General features: G+C 53.9%; 16 protein-coding genes. 7 read left to right on the forward strand and 9 right to left on the reverse strand.

What is annotated here, in order from left to right; genetic code table 11:
- Positions 1 to 4 precede the first annotated feature (4 nt).
- Both EBA31_RS13955 and EBA31_RS13960 read left to right on the forward strand, forming a co-directional pair.
- Positions 5 to 2,437 carry a formate C-acetyltransferase/glycerol dehydratase family glycyl radical enzyme gene (locus EBA31_RS13955; RefSeq protein ID WP_122079490.1) on the forward strand — a complete coding sequence of 811 codons (2,433 nt, stop codon included), beginning with the start codon at positions 5 to 7 and terminating at the stop codon, positions 2,435 to 2,437.
- Between the two features lie 48 nt (positions 2,438 to 2,485).
- Positions 2,486 to 3,232 (forward strand): DNA-binding transcriptional regulator YciT, encoded by a 747-nt coding sequence (locus tag EBA31_RS13960; protein WP_048758675.1) that lies wholly within the window; start codon positions 2,486 to 2,488, stop codon positions 3,230 to 3,232.
- A 50-nt stretch (positions 3,233 to 3,282) separates the two neighbouring features.
- On the opposite strand, the gene araD is transcribed toward EBA31_RS13960, so the two are convergent.
- Positions 3,283 to 3,978, reverse strand: a complete 696-nt coding sequence (gene araD, locus EBA31_RS13965; RefSeq protein WP_122079491.1) for an L-ribulose-5-phosphate 4-epimerase — start codon at positions 3,976 to 3,978, stop codon at positions 3,283 to 3,285.
- A gap of 352 nt (positions 3,979 to 4,330) precedes the next feature.
- Here araD and osmB point away from each other — a divergent pair, with 352 nt between their 5' ends.
- Positions 4,331 to 4,549 (forward strand): osmotically-inducible lipoprotein OsmB, encoded by a 219-nt coding sequence (osmB, locus tag EBA31_RS13970; RefSeq protein WP_004945176.1) that lies wholly within the window; start codon positions 4,331 to 4,333, stop codon positions 4,547 to 4,549.
- Positions 4,550 to 4,756: 207 nt separating this feature from the next.
- Here the strand turns inward: osmB and yciH are convergent, their stop codons facing one another.
- Both yciH and pyrF read right to left on the reverse strand, forming a co-directional pair.
- Positions 4,757 to 5,083 carry a stress response translation initiation inhibitor YciH gene (gene yciH / locus EBA31_RS13975; protein ID WP_020827122.1) on the reverse strand — a complete coding sequence of 109 codons (327 nt, stop codon included), beginning with the start codon at positions 5,081 to 5,083 and terminating at the stop codon, positions 4,757 to 4,759.
- Between the two features lie 10 nt (positions 5,084 to 5,093).
- Positions 5,094 to 5,822, reverse strand: coding sequence for an orotidine-5'-phosphate decarboxylase (gene pyrF / locus EBA31_RS13980; protein WP_187961439.1), 729 nt, complete (start codon positions 5,820 to 5,822; stop codon positions 5,094 to 5,096).
- Between the two features lie 328 nt (positions 5,823 to 6,150).
- Between pyrF and EBA31_RS13985 the strand changes: the two genes are divergently transcribed.
- Together EBA31_RS13985 and EBA31_RS13990 are read left to right on the forward strand one after the other, a co-directional pair.
- Positions 6,151 to 6,411, forward strand: coding sequence for a YdgH/BhsA/McbA-like domain containing protein (locus EBA31_RS13985; RefSeq protein ID WP_046373395.1), 261 nt, complete (start codon positions 6,151 to 6,153; stop codon positions 6,409 to 6,411).
- A gap of 170 nt (positions 6,412 to 6,581) precedes the next feature.
- Positions 6,582 to 6,878: an Arc family DNA-binding protein gene (locus EBA31_RS13990; protein WP_122079493.1), complete on the forward strand. Its 297-nt coding sequence runs from the start codon at positions 6,582 to 6,584 to the stop codon at positions 6,876 to 6,878.
- A gap of 57 nt (positions 6,879 to 6,935) precedes the next feature.
- Here the strand turns inward: EBA31_RS13990 and lapB are convergent, their stop codons facing one another.
- From lapB to pgpB, 3 genes are all read right to left on the reverse strand, one after another.
- Positions 6,936 to 8,105 (reverse strand): lipopolysaccharide assembly protein LapB, encoded by a 1,170-nt coding sequence (gene lapB / locus EBA31_RS13995; protein ID WP_020827126.1) that lies wholly within the window; start codon positions 8,103 to 8,105, stop codon positions 6,936 to 6,938.
- A gap of 6 nt (positions 8,106 to 8,111) precedes the next feature.
- Positions 8,112 to 8,414: a LapA family protein gene (locus EBA31_RS14000; RefSeq protein ID WP_020827127.1), complete on the reverse strand. Its 303-nt coding sequence runs from the start codon at positions 8,412 to 8,414 to the stop codon at positions 8,112 to 8,114.
- Between the two features lie 289 nt (positions 8,415 to 8,703).
- Positions 8,704 to 9,474 (reverse strand): phosphatidylglycerophosphatase B, encoded by a 771-nt coding sequence (pgpB, locus tag EBA31_RS14005; RefSeq protein ID WP_122079494.1) that lies wholly within the window; start codon positions 9,472 to 9,474, stop codon positions 8,704 to 8,706.
- Positions 9,475 to 9,752: 278 nt separating this feature from the next.
- On the opposite strand from pgpB, the gene ribA reads away from it, so the two are divergent.
- Positions 9,753 to 10,346 (forward strand): GTP cyclohydrolase II, encoded by a 594-nt coding sequence (ribA, locus tag EBA31_RS14010; RefSeq protein WP_041415420.1) that lies wholly within the window; start codon positions 9,753 to 9,755, stop codon positions 10,344 to 10,346.
- A 48-nt stretch (positions 10,347 to 10,394) separates the two neighbouring features.
- On the opposite strand, the gene acnA is transcribed toward ribA, so the two are convergent.
- Entirely contained in the window at positions 10,395 to 13,067 is a 2,673-nt protein-coding gene (acnA, locus tag EBA31_RS14015) for an aconitate hydratase AcnA (protein WP_122079495.1), read from the reverse strand.
- Positions 13,068 to 13,374: 307 nt separating this feature from the next.
- Positions 13,375 to 13,476 carry a YmiA family putative membrane protein gene (locus EBA31_RS14020; RefSeq protein WP_236591409.1) on the reverse strand — a complete coding sequence of 34 codons (102 nt, stop codon included), beginning with the start codon at positions 13,474 to 13,476 and terminating at the stop codon, positions 13,375 to 13,377.
- 273 nt (positions 13,477 to 13,749) lie between these two features.
- Between EBA31_RS14020 and EBA31_RS14025 the strand changes: the two genes are divergently transcribed.
- The gene (locus EBA31_RS14025; protein ID WP_122079497.1) at positions 13,750 to 14,352 is read left to right on the forward strand and encodes a hypothetical protein; all 603 of its coding nucleotides are present in this window, start codon (positions 13,750 to 13,752) and stop codon (positions 14,350 to 14,352) included.
- Positions 14,353 to 14,457: 105 nt separating this feature from the next.
- Here EBA31_RS14025 and cysB read toward each other — a convergent pair whose 3' ends face one another.
- Positions 14,458 to 15,432 (reverse strand): HTH-type transcriptional regulator CysB, encoded by a 975-nt coding sequence (gene cysB, locus EBA31_RS14030; RefSeq protein WP_020827132.1) that lies wholly within the window; start codon positions 15,430 to 15,432, stop codon positions 14,458 to 14,460.
- Positions 15,433 to 15,745: the final 313 nt, after the last annotated feature.

Genomic DNA, 15,745 nt, shown 5'->3' on the forward strand with positions numbered 1-15,745 from the left:
CACCATGACTAAGCTGGATCTGACCACCCTGTCCGAACGCACCCAGGCTCACAAGAACGCGCTGATCCATATCGTCAAACCGCCGGTTTGCACCGAACGCGCCCAGCACTACACCGAAGCCTATCAGCAGCATCAGGACAAACCCTTGCCGGTTCGTCGGGCACTGGCATTGGCTAACCATTTGGCTAAGCGAACTTTGCGAATCGATAACGACGAGTTGATTATCGGCAACCAGGCCAGCGAATTACGCGCTGCGCCGATTTTCCCCGAATATACCGTCAGTTGGATCGAAGACGAGATTGACCAACTGGCCGACCGTCCGGGCGCCGGTTTCTCAGTCAGCGAAGAGAACAAGGCCATTTTGCATCGGCTATGCCCGTGGTGGCGCGGCCAGACGGTGCAAGATCGCTGCTACGGCATGTTTACCGACGAACAAAAGGCCCTGCTGGCCACCGGTATCATCAAGGCTGAAGGCAATATGACCTCAGGGGATGCCCATCTCGCGGTGAATTTCCCACTACTGTTGGAAAAAGGCCTCGACGGGCTGCGCGAGAAGGTCGATGAACGTCGCAGTCGTATCCGGCTTACCGACTGGGAAGAGTTGCATCAGGAGCAATTCCTTAAGGCAATCGATCTGACCCTGGAAGCGCTGAGCGCGCATATCTTGCGCTTTGCCCAGTTGGCGCGCGACATGGCGCAGACGGAAAACCGTTTGTGGCGGCGTGAAGAGCTGCAGACCATCGCGGAAAACTGTGAGCTGATTGCTCATCGGCCACCGCAGACCTTCTGGCAAGCCCTGCAACTGTGCTACTTCATTCAACTGACGCTACAGATTGAATCCAACGGCCATTCGGTGTCCTTTGGCCGCCTCGACCAATATCTCTACCCCTGGTACCGTCGTGACGTAGAGTTGGAACAGACGTTGCCACGCGAGCGTGCGATTGAAATGCTGCACAGTTGTTGGTTGAAGCTGTTGGAGATCAACAAGATCCGTTCCGGCTCACATTCCAAGGCCTCGGCAGGCAGCCCGCTGTATCAGAACGTCACTATTGGCGGACAGCAACTGATCAACGGCAAACCCTGCGATGCGGTTAACCCCTTGTCCTATGCCATTCTGGAGTCCTGCGGGCGCTTACGCTCCACCCAGCCTAATCTCAGCGTGCGTTACCATGCAGGAATGAGTAACGACTTCCTCGACGCCTGCGTGCAGGTGATCCGCTGTGGGTTTGGCATGCCGGCCTTTAACAACGATGAAATCGTTATCCCTGAGTTTATCAAACTGGGCGTGGAGCCGCAGGATGCCTATGACTACGCGGCGATCGGCTGTATCGAAACCGCCGTGGGCGGGAAATGGGGTTACCGCTGCACCGGCATGAGCTTTATCAACTTCGCTCGTGTCATGCTGGCGGCACTGGAACAAGGGCGCGATGCGACCTCCGGCAAAGTTTTCCTGCCACAAGCAGGGGCGCTCTCGAAGGAAAACTTCGCCGACTTTGAGCAGGTGCTGGGTGCCTGGGACAACCAGATCCGCTATTACACGCGCAAGTCGATCGAAATTGAGTGCGTGGTCGATACCGTATTAGAAGAGAACGCTCACGACATCCTCTGCTCAGCGCTGGTGGATGACTGCATCGAACGCGGCAAAAGTATCAAGCAAGGTGGCGCAAAATACGATTGGGTTTCTGGTCTGCAGGTCGGCATAGCCAACCTGGGCAACAGCCTGGCGGCGGTGCGCAAGCTGGTCTTCGAACAAGGGGTTATTGGCCAACGGCAATTGGCGGCAGCGCTGGAAAATGACTTCGACGGATTGAGCGGCGAACAATTACGCCAGCGTCTGCTCAACGCCGCTCCAAAATACGGTAACGACGAGGATGAGGTCGATCAACTGCTGGTGCGTGCTTATCAGACTTATATCGACGAACTGAAGCAGTACCATAACACCCGCTTTGGTCGTGGCCCGATAGGCGGCACCTACTACGCCGGAACGTCGTCTATTTCGGCTAACGTGCCCTTTGGCGCGGCTACCCTGGCCACGCCAGACGGCCGTAAAGCGCATACGCCGTTGGCGGAAGGTGCCAGCCCGGCCTCCGGTACCGATCATCTGGGACCGACCGCCGTGTTCAATTCGCTGTCCAAACTGCCCACCGCTTCTATCCTCGGCGGCGTGTTGCTGAATCAGAAACTGAACCCGGCGACGTTGGAGGATCCGCGGGACCGAGAAAAACTGATGTTGATGCTGCGCACCTTCTTTGAGGACTACCAAGGTTGGCACGTGCAATACAACATCGTGTCGCGGGAAACGCTGCTGAAAGCGAAGCAACATCCTGACCAATATCGTGATTTAGTGGTCCGCGTTGCTGGATATTCCGCTTTCTTTACCGCATTATCCCCTGACGCGCAGGATGATATTATTGCGCGAACAGAACATACTATTTAAACAATAAATATTAGCGGCCGCACATTGGTGGCCGCACATCAGGTTGATATGAATTCAAGACAACAGACAATACTTCAATTGGTAAACGATCGCCGGCGTATCAGCGTCAGCGATTTGGCCGCGGCCACCGGCGTTTCAGAGGTGACGATCCGCCAGGATTTGAACCTGCTGGAGAAACGCAGCTACCTGAAACGGGTGCACGGTTCCGCGCTGGCATTAGAAAGCGACGATGTCGATGCGCGCATGATGTCCAACTTCACCCTCAAGCAAAAGCTGGCGCAGTATGCCGCCTCGCTGGTTAACGACGATGAAACCATTTTTATCGAAAGCGGCAGCGCCAACGCGCTGCTGGCGCGTTATATCGCCGAGCGTAAACGCATCACGCTGATCACCGTCAGCCACTATATCGCCAATCTGCTAAAAGAGACGGATTGCGAAGTGATCGTGCTGGGCGGCATGTACCAGAAAAAGAGCGAGACCGTGGTCGGGCCATTAACCCGCCAATGCATTCAGCAAGTGCATTTCAGCAAGGCGTTTATTGGCATCGATGGCTATCATGCGGATACTGGCTTCACCGGCCGCGATATGATGCGCGCCGACGTGGTCAACGCCGTGCTGGCGAAGGGCGTAGAAAATATTGTCCTGACCGACTCGTCAAAATTCGGTCAAATTCAGCCTAATCCGCTGGCCCAGCAGGGCAAGGTTCAGCGGGTAATCACCGATTCGCGGCTGTCGTTGGAGTATCAACACCTGTTGAAGCGCCAGGGAATACAGTTGGATATGGTGAACGACTAGCCTTCAGACGAAACAACGGGAGAGCCGCCGACAGGCGGACCTCCTGATGCTCACTGGCCGTAGTAGGCGTTTTTACCGTGCTTGCGCAGGTAATGTTTGTCCAGCAGGGTTTGCTGCATATTCGCCAGGCCCGGCGACAACTGGCGCGAAAAAATCCCCATATAGGCAATTTCTTCCAACACCACCGCATTATGAACTGCGGTTTCTGCGTTTTCCCCCCAGGTAAAGGGGCCATGAGAATGCACCAGCACGCCCGGCACCGCCGCCGGATTTAACCGGCGCTGGCCAAAGGTTTCGACAATCACTCTGCCGGTCTCCCATTCATAGCGGCCATTAATTTCCTCATCCTGCATCCGCCGGGTACAGGGAATGTCGCCGTAGAAATAGTCGGCGTGCGTTGTGCCCCAGGCAGGAATATCCAACCCGGCCTGCGCCCAAATGGTGGCATGCCGCGAATGGGTGTGCACTATGCCCCCGGCATCGCCAAATTCCAGGTACAACGCGCGGTGGGTATCGCTGTCTGAAGAGGGCTTTTTGTCCCCCTCCACCACCTTGCCGCTTTCCAGTTCCAACACCACCATATCGTCACGGGTCATCACCCCGTATTCCACCCCCGAGGGTTTGATCACCATCAATCCCTCACGCCGATCGACAGCGCTGACATTCCCCCAGGTGAAGGTCACCAGATGATGACGTGGCAGCGCCAGATTGGCCTCCAATACCTGCTGCTTGAGATCGTTAAGCATGTTTCTTTCCCGGTTAACCCTGTTGGGAATATTGTCGGCAGGCAGGCTTGGGGGCGGTATGGCGTAAATCGCTAAAGACCGCGTAATCTTCTGCTGGAAACGGCAATTTGCGCGCTGGGGATTAAATAGCGCGCAATGGACTTTAAGACTATTTACCTGTTTATCGTTCAGCAGAAGCTTATAGTGAATATTGGCGGAGGGAGCGCTCTGGGCGTTTCAATTATTCTGCCTTTAACAAAAAATGCCATTTTTTATAGCGATACTTACTGGGAGCCACTAGCAGGCCGAAATTCGGGTTCATGCCTATACTTAATAGGCACTCCCAGATAGCCAATGCTAAGGAGAAGTCATTATGATGATTATCAATAAACGTTTTGCCACCGCCGCTCTGGCGCTTACTCTGGCGTTTTCACTCAGCGCTTGTTCAAACATGTCCAAACGTGACCGTAACACCGCCATTGGTGCCGGTGCGGGGGCCGTAGGCGGCGCGGTGCTGACCGATGGTAGCGCACTGGGTACGCTCGGCGGGGCTGCGGTGGGGGGCATCATTGGTCATCAGGTAGGTAAATAACCTGTTCGGCCAGTATTCAGATACCTCTGCCGACAGGCTGGCAAAAGCGATATCGCTTTGACGTATTACGCATAATAAAGATTATTTCAGGTCTGTTTTACCTTTCATCGATGGCGGGTTGCCATCAACGGGTTAACGCCCGGCAGCAGTATCCCAGCCATGCCGCAGTATTGCACCGCGGCATGGCCATTCGCTCAGGCGATTCGATTAGCCGCCCGCCAGCTTGACCTTCATCCCTTTGGCTTCCAACAGCTGTTTAAGCAGATCCCGCTTATCGCCCTGGATCTCGATCACGCCCTCTTTCACCGAACCGCCGCAGCCGCATTTTTTCTTGAGCTCTGCCGCCAGCTTGTCCAATGCGGCATCATCCAGATCAACGCCGGTGATCAGGCAAACGCCCTTTCCCTTGCGCCCGCTGGTCTGGCGCTGAATACGCACGATACCGTCGCCCTTTTCACGCGGCGGTTTGACGTCTTCCTGCTTGATACGCCCGCTATCGGTGGAATACACCAGCCGGCTGTTATCGTTGTTCATTGTCGTCTCCTTAAGCCAGAGAAGCGCGGATCGCACTTAACGTAGCAGCGGGATCGGCGGATTGGGTAATCGGGCGCCCAATCACCATATAATCAACGCCAGCCGCTTGCGCCTGTACCGGCGTCATGATGCGTCGCTGATCGCCGGCGTCGCTGCCTTCAGGACGGATACCCGGCGTCACCAGTTGGAATTGTTGGCCACAGGCAGCTTTGAGACGCTCGGCTTCGTGCGCTGAACAAACTACGCCATCCAACCCACAATCTCGGGTCAGACGTGCCAAGCGCTCCGCATGCTCGGCCGGAGAAAGCTCGATACCGATACCACGCAGATCTTCTGCTTCCATGCTGGTCAGCACGGTGACGGCGATCAGCAACGGGGCCTGAGCGCCATAGGGCTGCAATGCTTCTTTCGCTGCGGTCATCATGCGTGCACCACCGCTGGCATGCACATTCACCATCCATACGCCCAACTCGGCCGCAGCAGCAACGGCACGGGCGGTGGTGTTGGGAATGTCATGGAATTTCAAATCCAGGAACACGTCGAAACCACGCGAGTGTAAATCGCGCACCAGCTGCGGCCCAAACAGGGTGAACATTTCCTTGCCCACTTTTAACCGGCAGTCCTGCGGATCAATACGATCGGCAAATGCCAGTGCCGCGCCAATATCTGCGTAATCCAGCGCAACGATGATCGGAGATGATTTTAAGTCATTGTTATTGATGTTATTTTCAGACTTCATTTCTTCTACCTTCTGTAAAATGGACATAAATAGGTAATAACCCGCCAAACTGACCGCCGCATTCTACATGCCGGCCGACAGAAATCCCAGCCGCAGCGCGCTCTGCGCTTAAGTAATGTTATCCCCTCGTACGTCATCAAGCGTCAATAACCCCTCACCGCCCTTAACCCAGCCTGCGTAAACCGCCGTAAAGATGCGTAAATTATGAATCAAATAATTTGAACAACATGCTCAGCATTATCAGATTTTAAATCCCTGCGGATGCTTTATTATTCAACACATCGGAAGCAGACGCCTTCCAACCTAAACAAACAGACTGGAGTCTCTCATGAAAATCATCAAATATTTTGCAGCAGCAGCCGTTATCGCCATGACCTCTTTCGCTACCTTCGCCGCTGAGCCGGTGGATCAGCAACAGGCCAGCAGCCTGACCGCTTCAGGCGTCGTTTCCGCCGGTCATGCCACTACCCTGAGTGGCCTGGAAGCCAAACTGGCCGCTAAAGCCGATGCCCAAGGCGCTAGCAGCTACCGCATCATTTCTGCCGGTGGTAACAACATGCTGAGTGGTACCGCAGTTATCTACAAATAAGCTATTAGGTATAGGGCCCGGCACGCCGGGCTTTACTTTATTTCCCCCGCCAGATCGTTCGCTATTCCCGCACCGTAATGTTACAAAAATATTAAATTTTTATTACACACTAGACTCTCTCCCCATAGTGGCTTAGCTTGAAGGCAATCCTCCCGCAGAAAGGCTTCAAAATGAGCGAGATATCTACATTAACCATTAAAATTCCTCTGGAACTCAAAGAAAAAATTCGTGCCATTGCTGCCGATAATCAACTCTCTCTGAGTGCCGAGGTTTGCCAGCGTCTAGAAAGCAGCTTCGATCTTCCGACCAAAGCGGAAAAACCGGCTAAAAAAGCAGCCGAGTTGCATCATGGCGAAATCGATAATCAGGGGATTGAAGAAGAAGTTGAGCAACCGCTGAATCAGAAAGAGTTGAAGAAGCTGCGTCAGCTGTTGAAAGGTAGCGCGAAGGCCGGCAAGAAAAAATAAGTCGGTTTAGTGATCATAAGAAAACGGGGCCTGATTAGGCCCCGTTTTTTATTGTCGCTATTGTCCATCCAACCCGCGGATCGGTTTAACCGATGACCAGGCCCGGCATGACGGGCAATGCCAATACAGAGAGTGAGCGGTAAAACCGCATTTATGACAGCGATATCGCGGCTTGGTCCGAATTTGCTCGCCGACCATATCGCGTAGCAATAACAGGCTCTCCTTCGCACGGCCGTCCTCTGCGTCCGCCAGGTGGTAATCCATCAGGCGGTAAAATACTCGCATGGTCGGGTGGCGCTGTAGCTGGCGGTTGATATACACCTGCACCACGTCACGCCCCTCATGCTGCTCAATTATTTCCGCCAGCATCAGTTCCGCAGTAGCGCCGGTGTTCTCTTCCACGCAGCGTTTGAGGAAGTCCGCCCAACCCTGCTGCTGTTCCAGATGCTGGTAACACTCTTGCAGCATCGGCAGGGTTTCGCTCACCAGTTCTTTATCTTGATTCAGTACGCGCTGTAGCGACTCAACCGCCTTGGCGTACTCACCCTGGGCCATATAAATACGTCCCACCATGATAGATACACGCGCACACTGATTGTCTGCCGAAGCCGCGCGTTTCAATAATCCCATCGCTTTATCGAGATCGTCGCTGCCCATCGCCTGCAAGGCCAGTTCGCAATAAAAATGTGCGATCTCGACGCGCTGTTTGTCTTTGCCTAATTTGACCAGTTTTTCCGCCACGTCGATGGCTTTCAGCCAGTCGCTGGTGGCCTGATGGATCGCCAAGAGCTGCTGTAGCGCAGAAAGACGGAAATCCTCTTCGCCAACCAGTTGGCCAAACATGTCTTCGGCACGATCGTACATGCCAGCGGCCATGTAGTCGCGGCCCAGCTGTTGCACGGCCAGCAAACGTTGTTCGAAGGTCAGGGAAGCGCTTTCCATCAGCGCCTGATGGATGCGGATAGCGCGGTCGACTTCACCACGCGAACGGAACAGGTTACCCAGCGTCAGGTGGGCTTCAACGGTGTTGCTGTCCTCTTTCAACATATCAAGGAACAGATCGACCGCTTTATCCTGCTGGTTGGAGAGCAGGAAGTTAACCCCGGCCACGTACTCGCGCGACAGACGGTTGGCTTCCTGTTGTTTATCCTGTTGAGCACTTCTGCGCCCCATGTACCATCCGTACGCGGCAGCCACGGGCAGCAACAGAAACAGCAGCTCTAACATAGAAGATTATTCCTTGCTGACAACGGACTGAGCTGCCGGCTCAGCAGGTTGTTCAAGCTGCAGTTCCAGCCTTTTGATTTTGCGTTCGGCACGCCCCAGCGCAATACGGGTGCGCAGATAAAACAGGCCGCAAATGACCCAACCGAGAACAAAACCGGCGCCAAACAACGCCGCCAACAGAGTCGATACGCGATAGTCGCCCTGCGCAACCAGATAGTTAAAACTCACCACCTGATCGTTATGCGCGCCCAACGTGACAGAAATCACGAAGATCACCAGAACTAACAAAAAAATCAGCAAATATTTCACATTCTTTCCCGCGATGCCGAGTTAATCGGATGAACTATGCCAATACGTGGCGTCCCTAACTAATAAGTTAGCATTTCCCGTCGTAGCAGGGAAACCCTGAGGCACGATAAAACCATATATATGCTGGCATATTCGACAGTAAACGGCACTCCCGGACAAATTTATGAGAGAGCGTCTCAAAATAATAGATTAATCAAGATATGGGGGCATTAGTGCGAATTGCAATGAAGGTCTTATGTAAGCGGTTAATACGGCGCCATGCTGACGCCGTTAAAAGTGACGCGGTCACCTAATGCTTATGGGTCAGGGTTCTTTCCGCAATTTCCTGTTGCTCCCGCGGAGGCGGTGTCAAAGGCCCGAACCAGCGTTGCACAAGCCAACAGGCCAGAGTCACCAACAGCCAACTGATCAAGGTCGCCACCGCCAGATCACGCGGCCAATGCATCCCCAGCAACAAACGGCTCCCCATCACCCCTACTGCCCAAACCATCAGTATCGCCACGGTCTTGTAATGCCTACGCGGCCACAGCAACCCCACGCCCAGCAGCGCCCAACTGGCGGCAAACATGGTATGGCCCGAAGGAAACGCAAAACCGGTCTCAAACTGCCAATGTTCGCGCAACCATACGGGCACCAGCGGCTGGTCCTGCAGTTGCTCTTTGACCAACGCCCCCCGCTCTTTGCGCTTGAGTGAGTAGAAGTACTTTTCATCAATCTGATGGGCTGATTCCAGCCACAGCACGAAAGGCCGTGGCTCTTGTACCCGGTCCTTGATAAAGGACTTCACGCCCTGGCCAATCATTATCGACGCGCTGAGCAGCACCAGCAGGCCAATGGCCGGCTTGATGCGAAAACGCAGGCACCACAGGAACCAGGCGCAAAGAATGATATTGGTGATAATGCCCCAGGGGGAAGTGACCGTTTCGGTCAGCCAGTACAGACCTTTCAGAAGACGTCCGTCGCCCCCCGGTTGCCATTGCCAGCCAGAAAGCCACACCGCCAAAGGCATCAGCAACAGAACTATTGCCCCTGCGGCCGTACGTTTTGCTATCTCAAACATTCCTATCGTCCTTTGCTTAAGCCAATTTGTAGTGTAACAATCTTGTAATATCGATAACACTCTAAAAATTAAACAGATAAAAAACCTATCGCAATAATAGTTGGCTGAAAACGCCGGATGCTGGTTTGCTGAGCACCGCAGGGCAAGAAGTTATGGCAAAATAGCCGATAATTAACGAAATGCCGATCGTCGTTGCGCATTTTAATACTGGTCAGTTCACCGAACCGGAAGTAGGATGCGCAACCATGATTGAATCGGATGTATTTGTGGAGAGCAACATGCAGCTTAAACGGGTGGCAGAGGCCAAATTGCCAACACCTTGGGGCGATTTCCTGATGGTAGGATTCGAAGAACTGGCTACCGGACACGACCATTTGGCGCTGGTGTTCGGTGATATCTCTGGCGCGACGCCGGTACTCTCACGCGTACATTCTGAGTGTCTGACCGGCGATGCATTATTCAGCCTGCGCTGCGACTGCGGTTTTCAGTTGGAAGCTGCGCTGGAGCATATCGCAGAGGAAGGTCGCGGTATCCTGCTCTACCATCGTCAGGAAGGTCGCAATATCGGTTTGCTGAATAAAATCCGCGCTTATGCTTTGCAGGACAAAGGCGCGGATACGGTAGAGGCCAACCATCAGCTAGGTTTCGCCGCAGATGAGCGCGACTTCACCCTGTGCGCCGACATGTTCAAGCTATTGGGCGTCGATGCGGTACGCTTGCTGACCAACAACCCGAAAAAGGTTGAGATCCTGACGGAAGCCGGCATCAATATCACCGAGCGCGTGCCGCTGATCGTTGGCCGCAATCCGAAGAACGAACGTTACCTGGCCACCAAGGCAGCTAAAATGGGCCATTTGCTGGACCAGAAATAATTTCCCTGCGGGAAAAAATCAGGGCGCCGAATAAGGCGCCCTTTTTTATTACAGCATTTTCCTGATCACATAGTGCAGGATACCGTCGTTTTCATAGTAAGTGAGCTCATTGCCAGTATCGATACGACAACGGGTATTCACCACTTCCTTGCGCCCGTCGGCATAGGTGATATGTACCGGCACCGTCTGCCCCGGCTGCAGCGTTTGCAGCCCGCTGACGCTGATCTGCTCGTCACCGTTCAACCCCAGCGTTTTGCGCGTCACGCCTGCCGGGAATTCCAGCGGCAGAATGCCCATCCCAATCAGGTTAGAACGGTGAATACGCTCAAAGGACTCGGCAATCACCACCCGAACACCCAGCAACCGCGGCCCCTTCGCCGCCCAGTCACGGCTGGAGCCTGAACCGTATTCTTTACCGGCAATCACCGCCAACGGCACGCCTTCTTGTTGATACTGCATGGCGGCGTCATAGATCGACAACTGATTCTGCGACGGAATATGGCGCGTGTAGCCCCCCTCGACACCGGGTACCATTTCGTTACGGATACGGATATTGGCAAAGGTGCCACGCATCATCACTTCATGGTTACCACGGCGAGAGCCGTAGGAGTTAAAGTCCTGCGCCGCAACGCCATGATCGCTCAGATAACGTCCCGCCGGGCTGTCACGCTTGATATTCCCCGCTGGAGAGATATGGTCGGTGGTCACCGAGTCGGCCAGGATCGCCAGAATGCGCGCATCCTTGATATCCTGCACCGGATCCGGCTTCACCTTCATGGTGCTGAAGAATGGCGGATGCCGGATATAGGTAGAATCGCCCTGCCATTGGTAGGTGGCCGAGCCGGCAACCTGAATCGACTGCCAGTTGGCGTCACCGTCAAATACCGCGCCGTATTCCTTATGGAACATCTCAGTGCGAACTTCTTCCACCGCCTGGGCAATATCTTTGCTGCTCGGCCAGATATCCTTCAGATAGACCGGCTGCCCGTCGTGACCTTCGCCCAGTGGCTCTTTGGTCAGATCAATCTTCATGCTGCCGGCCAGCGCATAAGCGACCACCAGCGGCGGTGAAGCCAACCAGTTGGTTTTAACCAGTGGATGGATACGACCTTCAAAGTTACGGTTGCCGGATAGCACCGCCCCTACGGTCAAATCACCCTCTTTAATCGCCTGCTCGATCGGATCAGGCAATGGCCCGGAGTTACCGATACAGGTGGTACAGCCGTAACCGACCAGATTAAAACCGAGTTCCTCCAGGTAGGAGGTCAGTTTGGCGCTGTCAAAATAGTCAGTCACCACTTTGGACCCCGGTGCCAACGAGGTTTTCACCCAAGGCTTGGTTCGCAAACCTTTGTTAACCGCGTTCTTCGCCAACAGGCCGGCTGCCATCATTACGCTGGGGTTCGAGGTGTTGGTGCAAGAAGTAATGGCCGCGATAACCACCGCGCCGTTATGCAGCTCATGCTGCTGTTGGTTCAAAGTGAAGGTTTTGAATTCGGACTTGCGATGCTGATTGCCGATCTCGAGTTCTGTCGCGGCATTGAACGCCTTAGGCACGTCCGGCAGCGCCACGCGATCCTGAGGGCGCTTCGGCCCTGCCAGGCTGGCGACCACCGTCGACATATCCAACGCCAACGTGCTGGTAAACACCGGTTCATCGCCCGGATTACGCCACATACCTTGCGCTTTGGCATAGGCTTCTACCAGTGCGATTTGCTCGTCGCTACGGCCACTGAGTTTCATGTAACCCAGCGTCACTTCGTCCACCGGGAAGAAGCCGCAGGTCGCGCCAAACTCTGGCGACATGTTGGCAATGGTTGCCCGGTCGGCCAACGGCAGGTCTGCCAGGCCGTCACCGTAAAACTCGACAAATTTCCCCACCACGCCGTGTTTGCGCAGCATTTGGGTCACGGTCAACACCAGATCGGTGGCGGTAATGCCTTCGCTCAGCTTACCGGTCAGTTTAAAGCCCACCACGTCAGGGATCAGCATAGACACCGGTTGACCCAACATAGCCGCTTCGGCTTCAATACCGCCCACACCCCAGCCCAGAATGCCCAGACCGTTGATCATGGTGGTGTGAGAATCGGTACCGACCAGGGTATCCGGGTAAGCGATACGCTGCCCGCTCTCGTCAGTGTGCCATACGGTTTGGCCGAGATACTCCAGGTTGACCTGGTGGCAGATACCGGTGCCCGGCGGCACAACGCGGAAGCGGTTAAAGGCTTTTTGCCCCCAACGCAGGAAGGTGTAACGCTCGTGGTTGCGCTCCATTTCAATGCGCACGTTTTCTTCAAAAGCGTCGTCATCGCCGAACTCATCAACGGTGACCGAGTGGTCAATCACCAAATCGACCGGTGACAGCGGGTTGACCTGGTCAACGTTCCCGCCTAACCGCTGCACCGCTTCACGCATCGCAGCCAAATCTACGACCGCAGGCACTCCGGTAAAATCCTGCATCAGCACGCGGGCCGGACGGTAGGCAATCTCACGATCGGCATGGCCCGTTTGCAACCAGCCAACAATAGCTTTCAGATCGTCAACCTGCACGGTGTCGCCATCCACATGGCGCAGCAAGTTTTCCAACAGTACTTTCATTGATTTTGGCAGTCGGTCGATGTTGCCCAACTGTTTTGCCGCCAATGGCAGGCTGAAATAGCCATACTCAGTATTGAGCGCCACCAGCTTATCCATACTCGTTTCACGAAGATCGGACGACATAGCTCCTCCATTTCTTATTATGTCTAAAACAGGGTAATCACTGAGGTCTTATTTAAAGATAACACAAAGATGACGTAACGTTTTGATAACAACACGTTTTGATCATAACGATAGGCAAGAACAATCAACGGAGGTAAGTACTTGTTCGGGCAGCGGATTAGCACGGAAACGACGCTAAACTGGTCGGATATGTGGCACAGGCAAGGCCAAAGGAAGGGATTACCCTCCCGTCTTGGCAAACACGGCGAGTCAGGAAAGGTCAAAAAATGAAGGTTTCTACGGGATGGGATTTATTTAGGCCAGGGGCTTAGATCAACCAGCACACCAATGAACCCACCAACAGCCAGAACAAACCACTGATCATGAACACGGCTTGCCAAGCTTTACGTCTAATGTCCTTATCGTTCACACCAACATCCCTGTATCCAAACAAACAGAGGGGGATTATGGATCACATTGAACGACGGCCATATCAGGGAAATCTCATGCCAGGCATTTCCACCTCAATATGGCGCTCGTACCAACACTGGAAAAGGCTTAATATTCAGCAGGTTTAAATCTCGTCGGGACATGGCATAAAATGCAAACTGTTTGCCGGCCGAGATCCAACGGCAATACTCCCGCGTCCAGGTCTACACTTTTCGACGGTGGTGGAGGCATAATTTAAGCTTAAGGAGACGCAGTGGCATTTTTGGGATTCGTCAGTGAACAAGAGTGTCGAGGCTGGCAAGATGCTTCGGCTTATCTTCCCGCGTTCAGTTTTTATGAAAAACACCAGTCAGAACCTATCGACGCTGCATCCGAAGCCATTATTCAAGCGGTGTTATCACTGGATATGGCGGAAGACCCGGTCATCCGCAGGCTGCTGATGCTACGCCAACTGCCGGGTACGGTGCGCCAACGGCTCTTCAAAACCGAGCTCACCACGCCGCCAGCGGCCTTTGGCTTCGATACCTTTACCCTGCTCCATCAGGACAGCCATGAAGTCTCGCTTGGGCTGGCCGGGCGTTTTTGGCGGCCTATGTTGGGCGTCAATAAACTGGCAACTGCAGAGGATTTTCACCAATTTAACGACCCGAAAGCCGCAAAACTGGTGCTGCGTTTTAAGGTTATCCCGGAGGCTTCCGGGCTCGCTATGCTGCGTACCGAAACCTTTATCTGGTGCCCGACATCGCAGGTTAAAGCGCGGCTTGCCGGCTATTGGGCGATGATCCGTCCCGCCAGCGGGTGGATCCGACGGCGCACCCTGCTTTCAGTACAGCGTAAACTGGCAAAAGGCGGTTAACTGAGCGCTAAAGCCTGAATGGAGGAAGTCAGTAAGAGGGGAAAGCAGGAGAGAACGTGCCTCTCCTGCTGCATAAATCTTTTTGCTAGTCGTTAGATTACCGGCTTATTTTTCCGGCAGCTTGATGTCCTTGAACATCGCTTCGATTTCTTCGTTGGAACGCAGTGCAACCGCGTTGTCGACCACGTCACGCGTCAGGTGTGGCGCAAAACGCTGGATAAAATCGTACATATAGCTGCGCAGGAAGGTGCTGCGACGGAAGCCGATTTTGGTGGTGCTGTAGGTGAAGATATCACGAGCATCCACCGTCACCAGATCCGGGTCTTGTATCGGGTCCACCGCCATACTGGCGATCACACCCACCCCAAGGCCCAGACGCACGTATGTTTTAATCACGTCGGCATCGGTAGCCGTAAATACGATGCGCGGTGTCAGTCCGGCACGGTTGAATGCCGTATCCAACTCAGAGCGGCCGGTGAAGCCGAAGGTATAGGTCACGATCGGGTAAGCCGCCAGTTCTTCAATGGTAATGTGGCTTTTACCGGCTAAAGGATGATCGGGTTTCACCACTACCGCGCGGTTCCAGTGATAGCACGGCAGCATGATTAAATCGTCGTAGAGGTGCAGCGCTTCAGTGGCAATAGCGAAATCTGCCGTGCCTTTAGAGACGGCTTCCGCAATTTGCGTCGGCGATCCCTGATGCATGTGCAGAGAGACTCGCGGATAGCGCTCAATAAAGCCTTTAATGACGTTAGGCAGCGCGTAGCGCGCCTGGGTGTGGGTGGTCGCCACGTACAACGAGCCTTTGTCCGGGTAGGTATGCTCGCCGGCGACGGCTTTGATCGCATCCACTTTGGACAAAACTTCACGCGCAATACGGATGATTTCCAATCCTGCTGGCGTTACCTGAGTCAGGTGCTTGCCACTGCGGGCGAAAATCTGGATACCCAGTTCATCTTCCAGCATCCGTACCTGCTTACTGATGCCGGGCTGTGAGGTGTAAAGCCCTTCTGCCGTCGAGGAGACATTCAGGTTGTGGTTAACCACTTCCACGATGTAACGAAGCTGCTGCAATTTCATATCTTATACCATCCTAGGTTAAACACTGCGTTGAGCCGCAGCCAGGTATATCGGTGTCGCCCCGGTATGCTGAAAACGAATAAGCCATGAACACAGTGTTTCACTCAGAGGCTGAAGAAACCGCCGTTGCTAATAAGCTTTAATCATAAAAAAACTTTTTATATAACCACTATATCACGCTACAGCTTCAAGTATAGATCCGCGTCACACTATGGTAACGATTATTTTGCATTGCGATCAACGCGAAACCCCAGCGCCAGGATGGAAAAAACAGCAAAGAATAGATCTGTTCACCGGCTTTAGCCAATAAAAA

Origin of the sequence: Serratia sp. P2ACOL2, assembly GCF_003691565.1 — a bacterium.
Taxonomy (GTDB): Bacteria; Pseudomonadota; Gammaproteobacteria; order Enterobacterales; family Enterobacteriaceae; genus Serratia; species Serratia liquefaciens.

Coding starts and splice junctions, on each gene's coding strand:
- araD (WP_122079491.1), bottom strand. CDS start 3,978: ATGCTTAACGATCTCAAGCAGCAGGTATTGGAGGCCAATCTGGCGCTG.
- lapB (WP_020827126.1), bottom strand. CDS start 8,105: ATGTTAGAGCTGCTGTTTCTGTTGCTGCCCGTGGCTGCCGCGTACGGA.
- EBA31_RS13960 (WP_048758675.1), top strand. CDS start 2,486: ATGAATTCAAGACAACAGACAATACTTCAATTGGTAAACGATCGCCGG.
- osmB (WP_004945176.1), top strand. CDS start 4,331: ATGATGATTATCAATAAACGTTTTGCCACCGCCGCTCTGGCGCTTACT.
- ribA (WP_041415420.1), top strand. CDS start 9,753: ATGCAGCTTAAACGGGTGGCAGAGGCCAAATTGCCAACACCTTGGGGC.
- pgpB (WP_122079494.1), bottom strand. CDS start 9,474: ATGTTTGAGATAGCAAAACGTACGGCCGCAGGGGCAATAGTTCTGTTG.
- cysB (WP_020827132.1), bottom strand. CDS start 15,432: ATGAAATTGCAGCAGCTTCGTTACATCGTGGAAGTGGTTAACCACAAC.
- EBA31_RS13955 (WP_122079490.1), top strand. CDS start 5: ATGACTAAGCTGGATCTGACCACCCTGTCCGAACGCACCCAGGCTCAC.
- pyrF (WP_187961439.1), bottom strand. CDS start 5,822: ATGAAGTCTGAAAATAACATCAATAACAATGACTTAAAATCATCTCCG.
- acnA (WP_122079495.1), bottom strand. CDS start 13,067: ATGTCGTCCGATCTTCGTGAAACGAGTATGGATAAGCTGGTGGCGCTC.
- EBA31_RS13990 (WP_122079493.1), top strand. CDS start 6,582: ATGAGCGAGATATCTACATTAACCATTAAAATTCCTCTGGAACTCAAA.
- yciH (WP_020827122.1), bottom strand. CDS start 5,083: ATGAACAACGATAACAGCCGGCTGGTGTATTCCACCGATAGCGGGCGT.
- EBA31_RS13985 (WP_046373395.1), top strand. CDS start 6,151: ATGAAAATCATCAAATATTTTGCAGCAGCAGCCGTTATCGCCATGACC.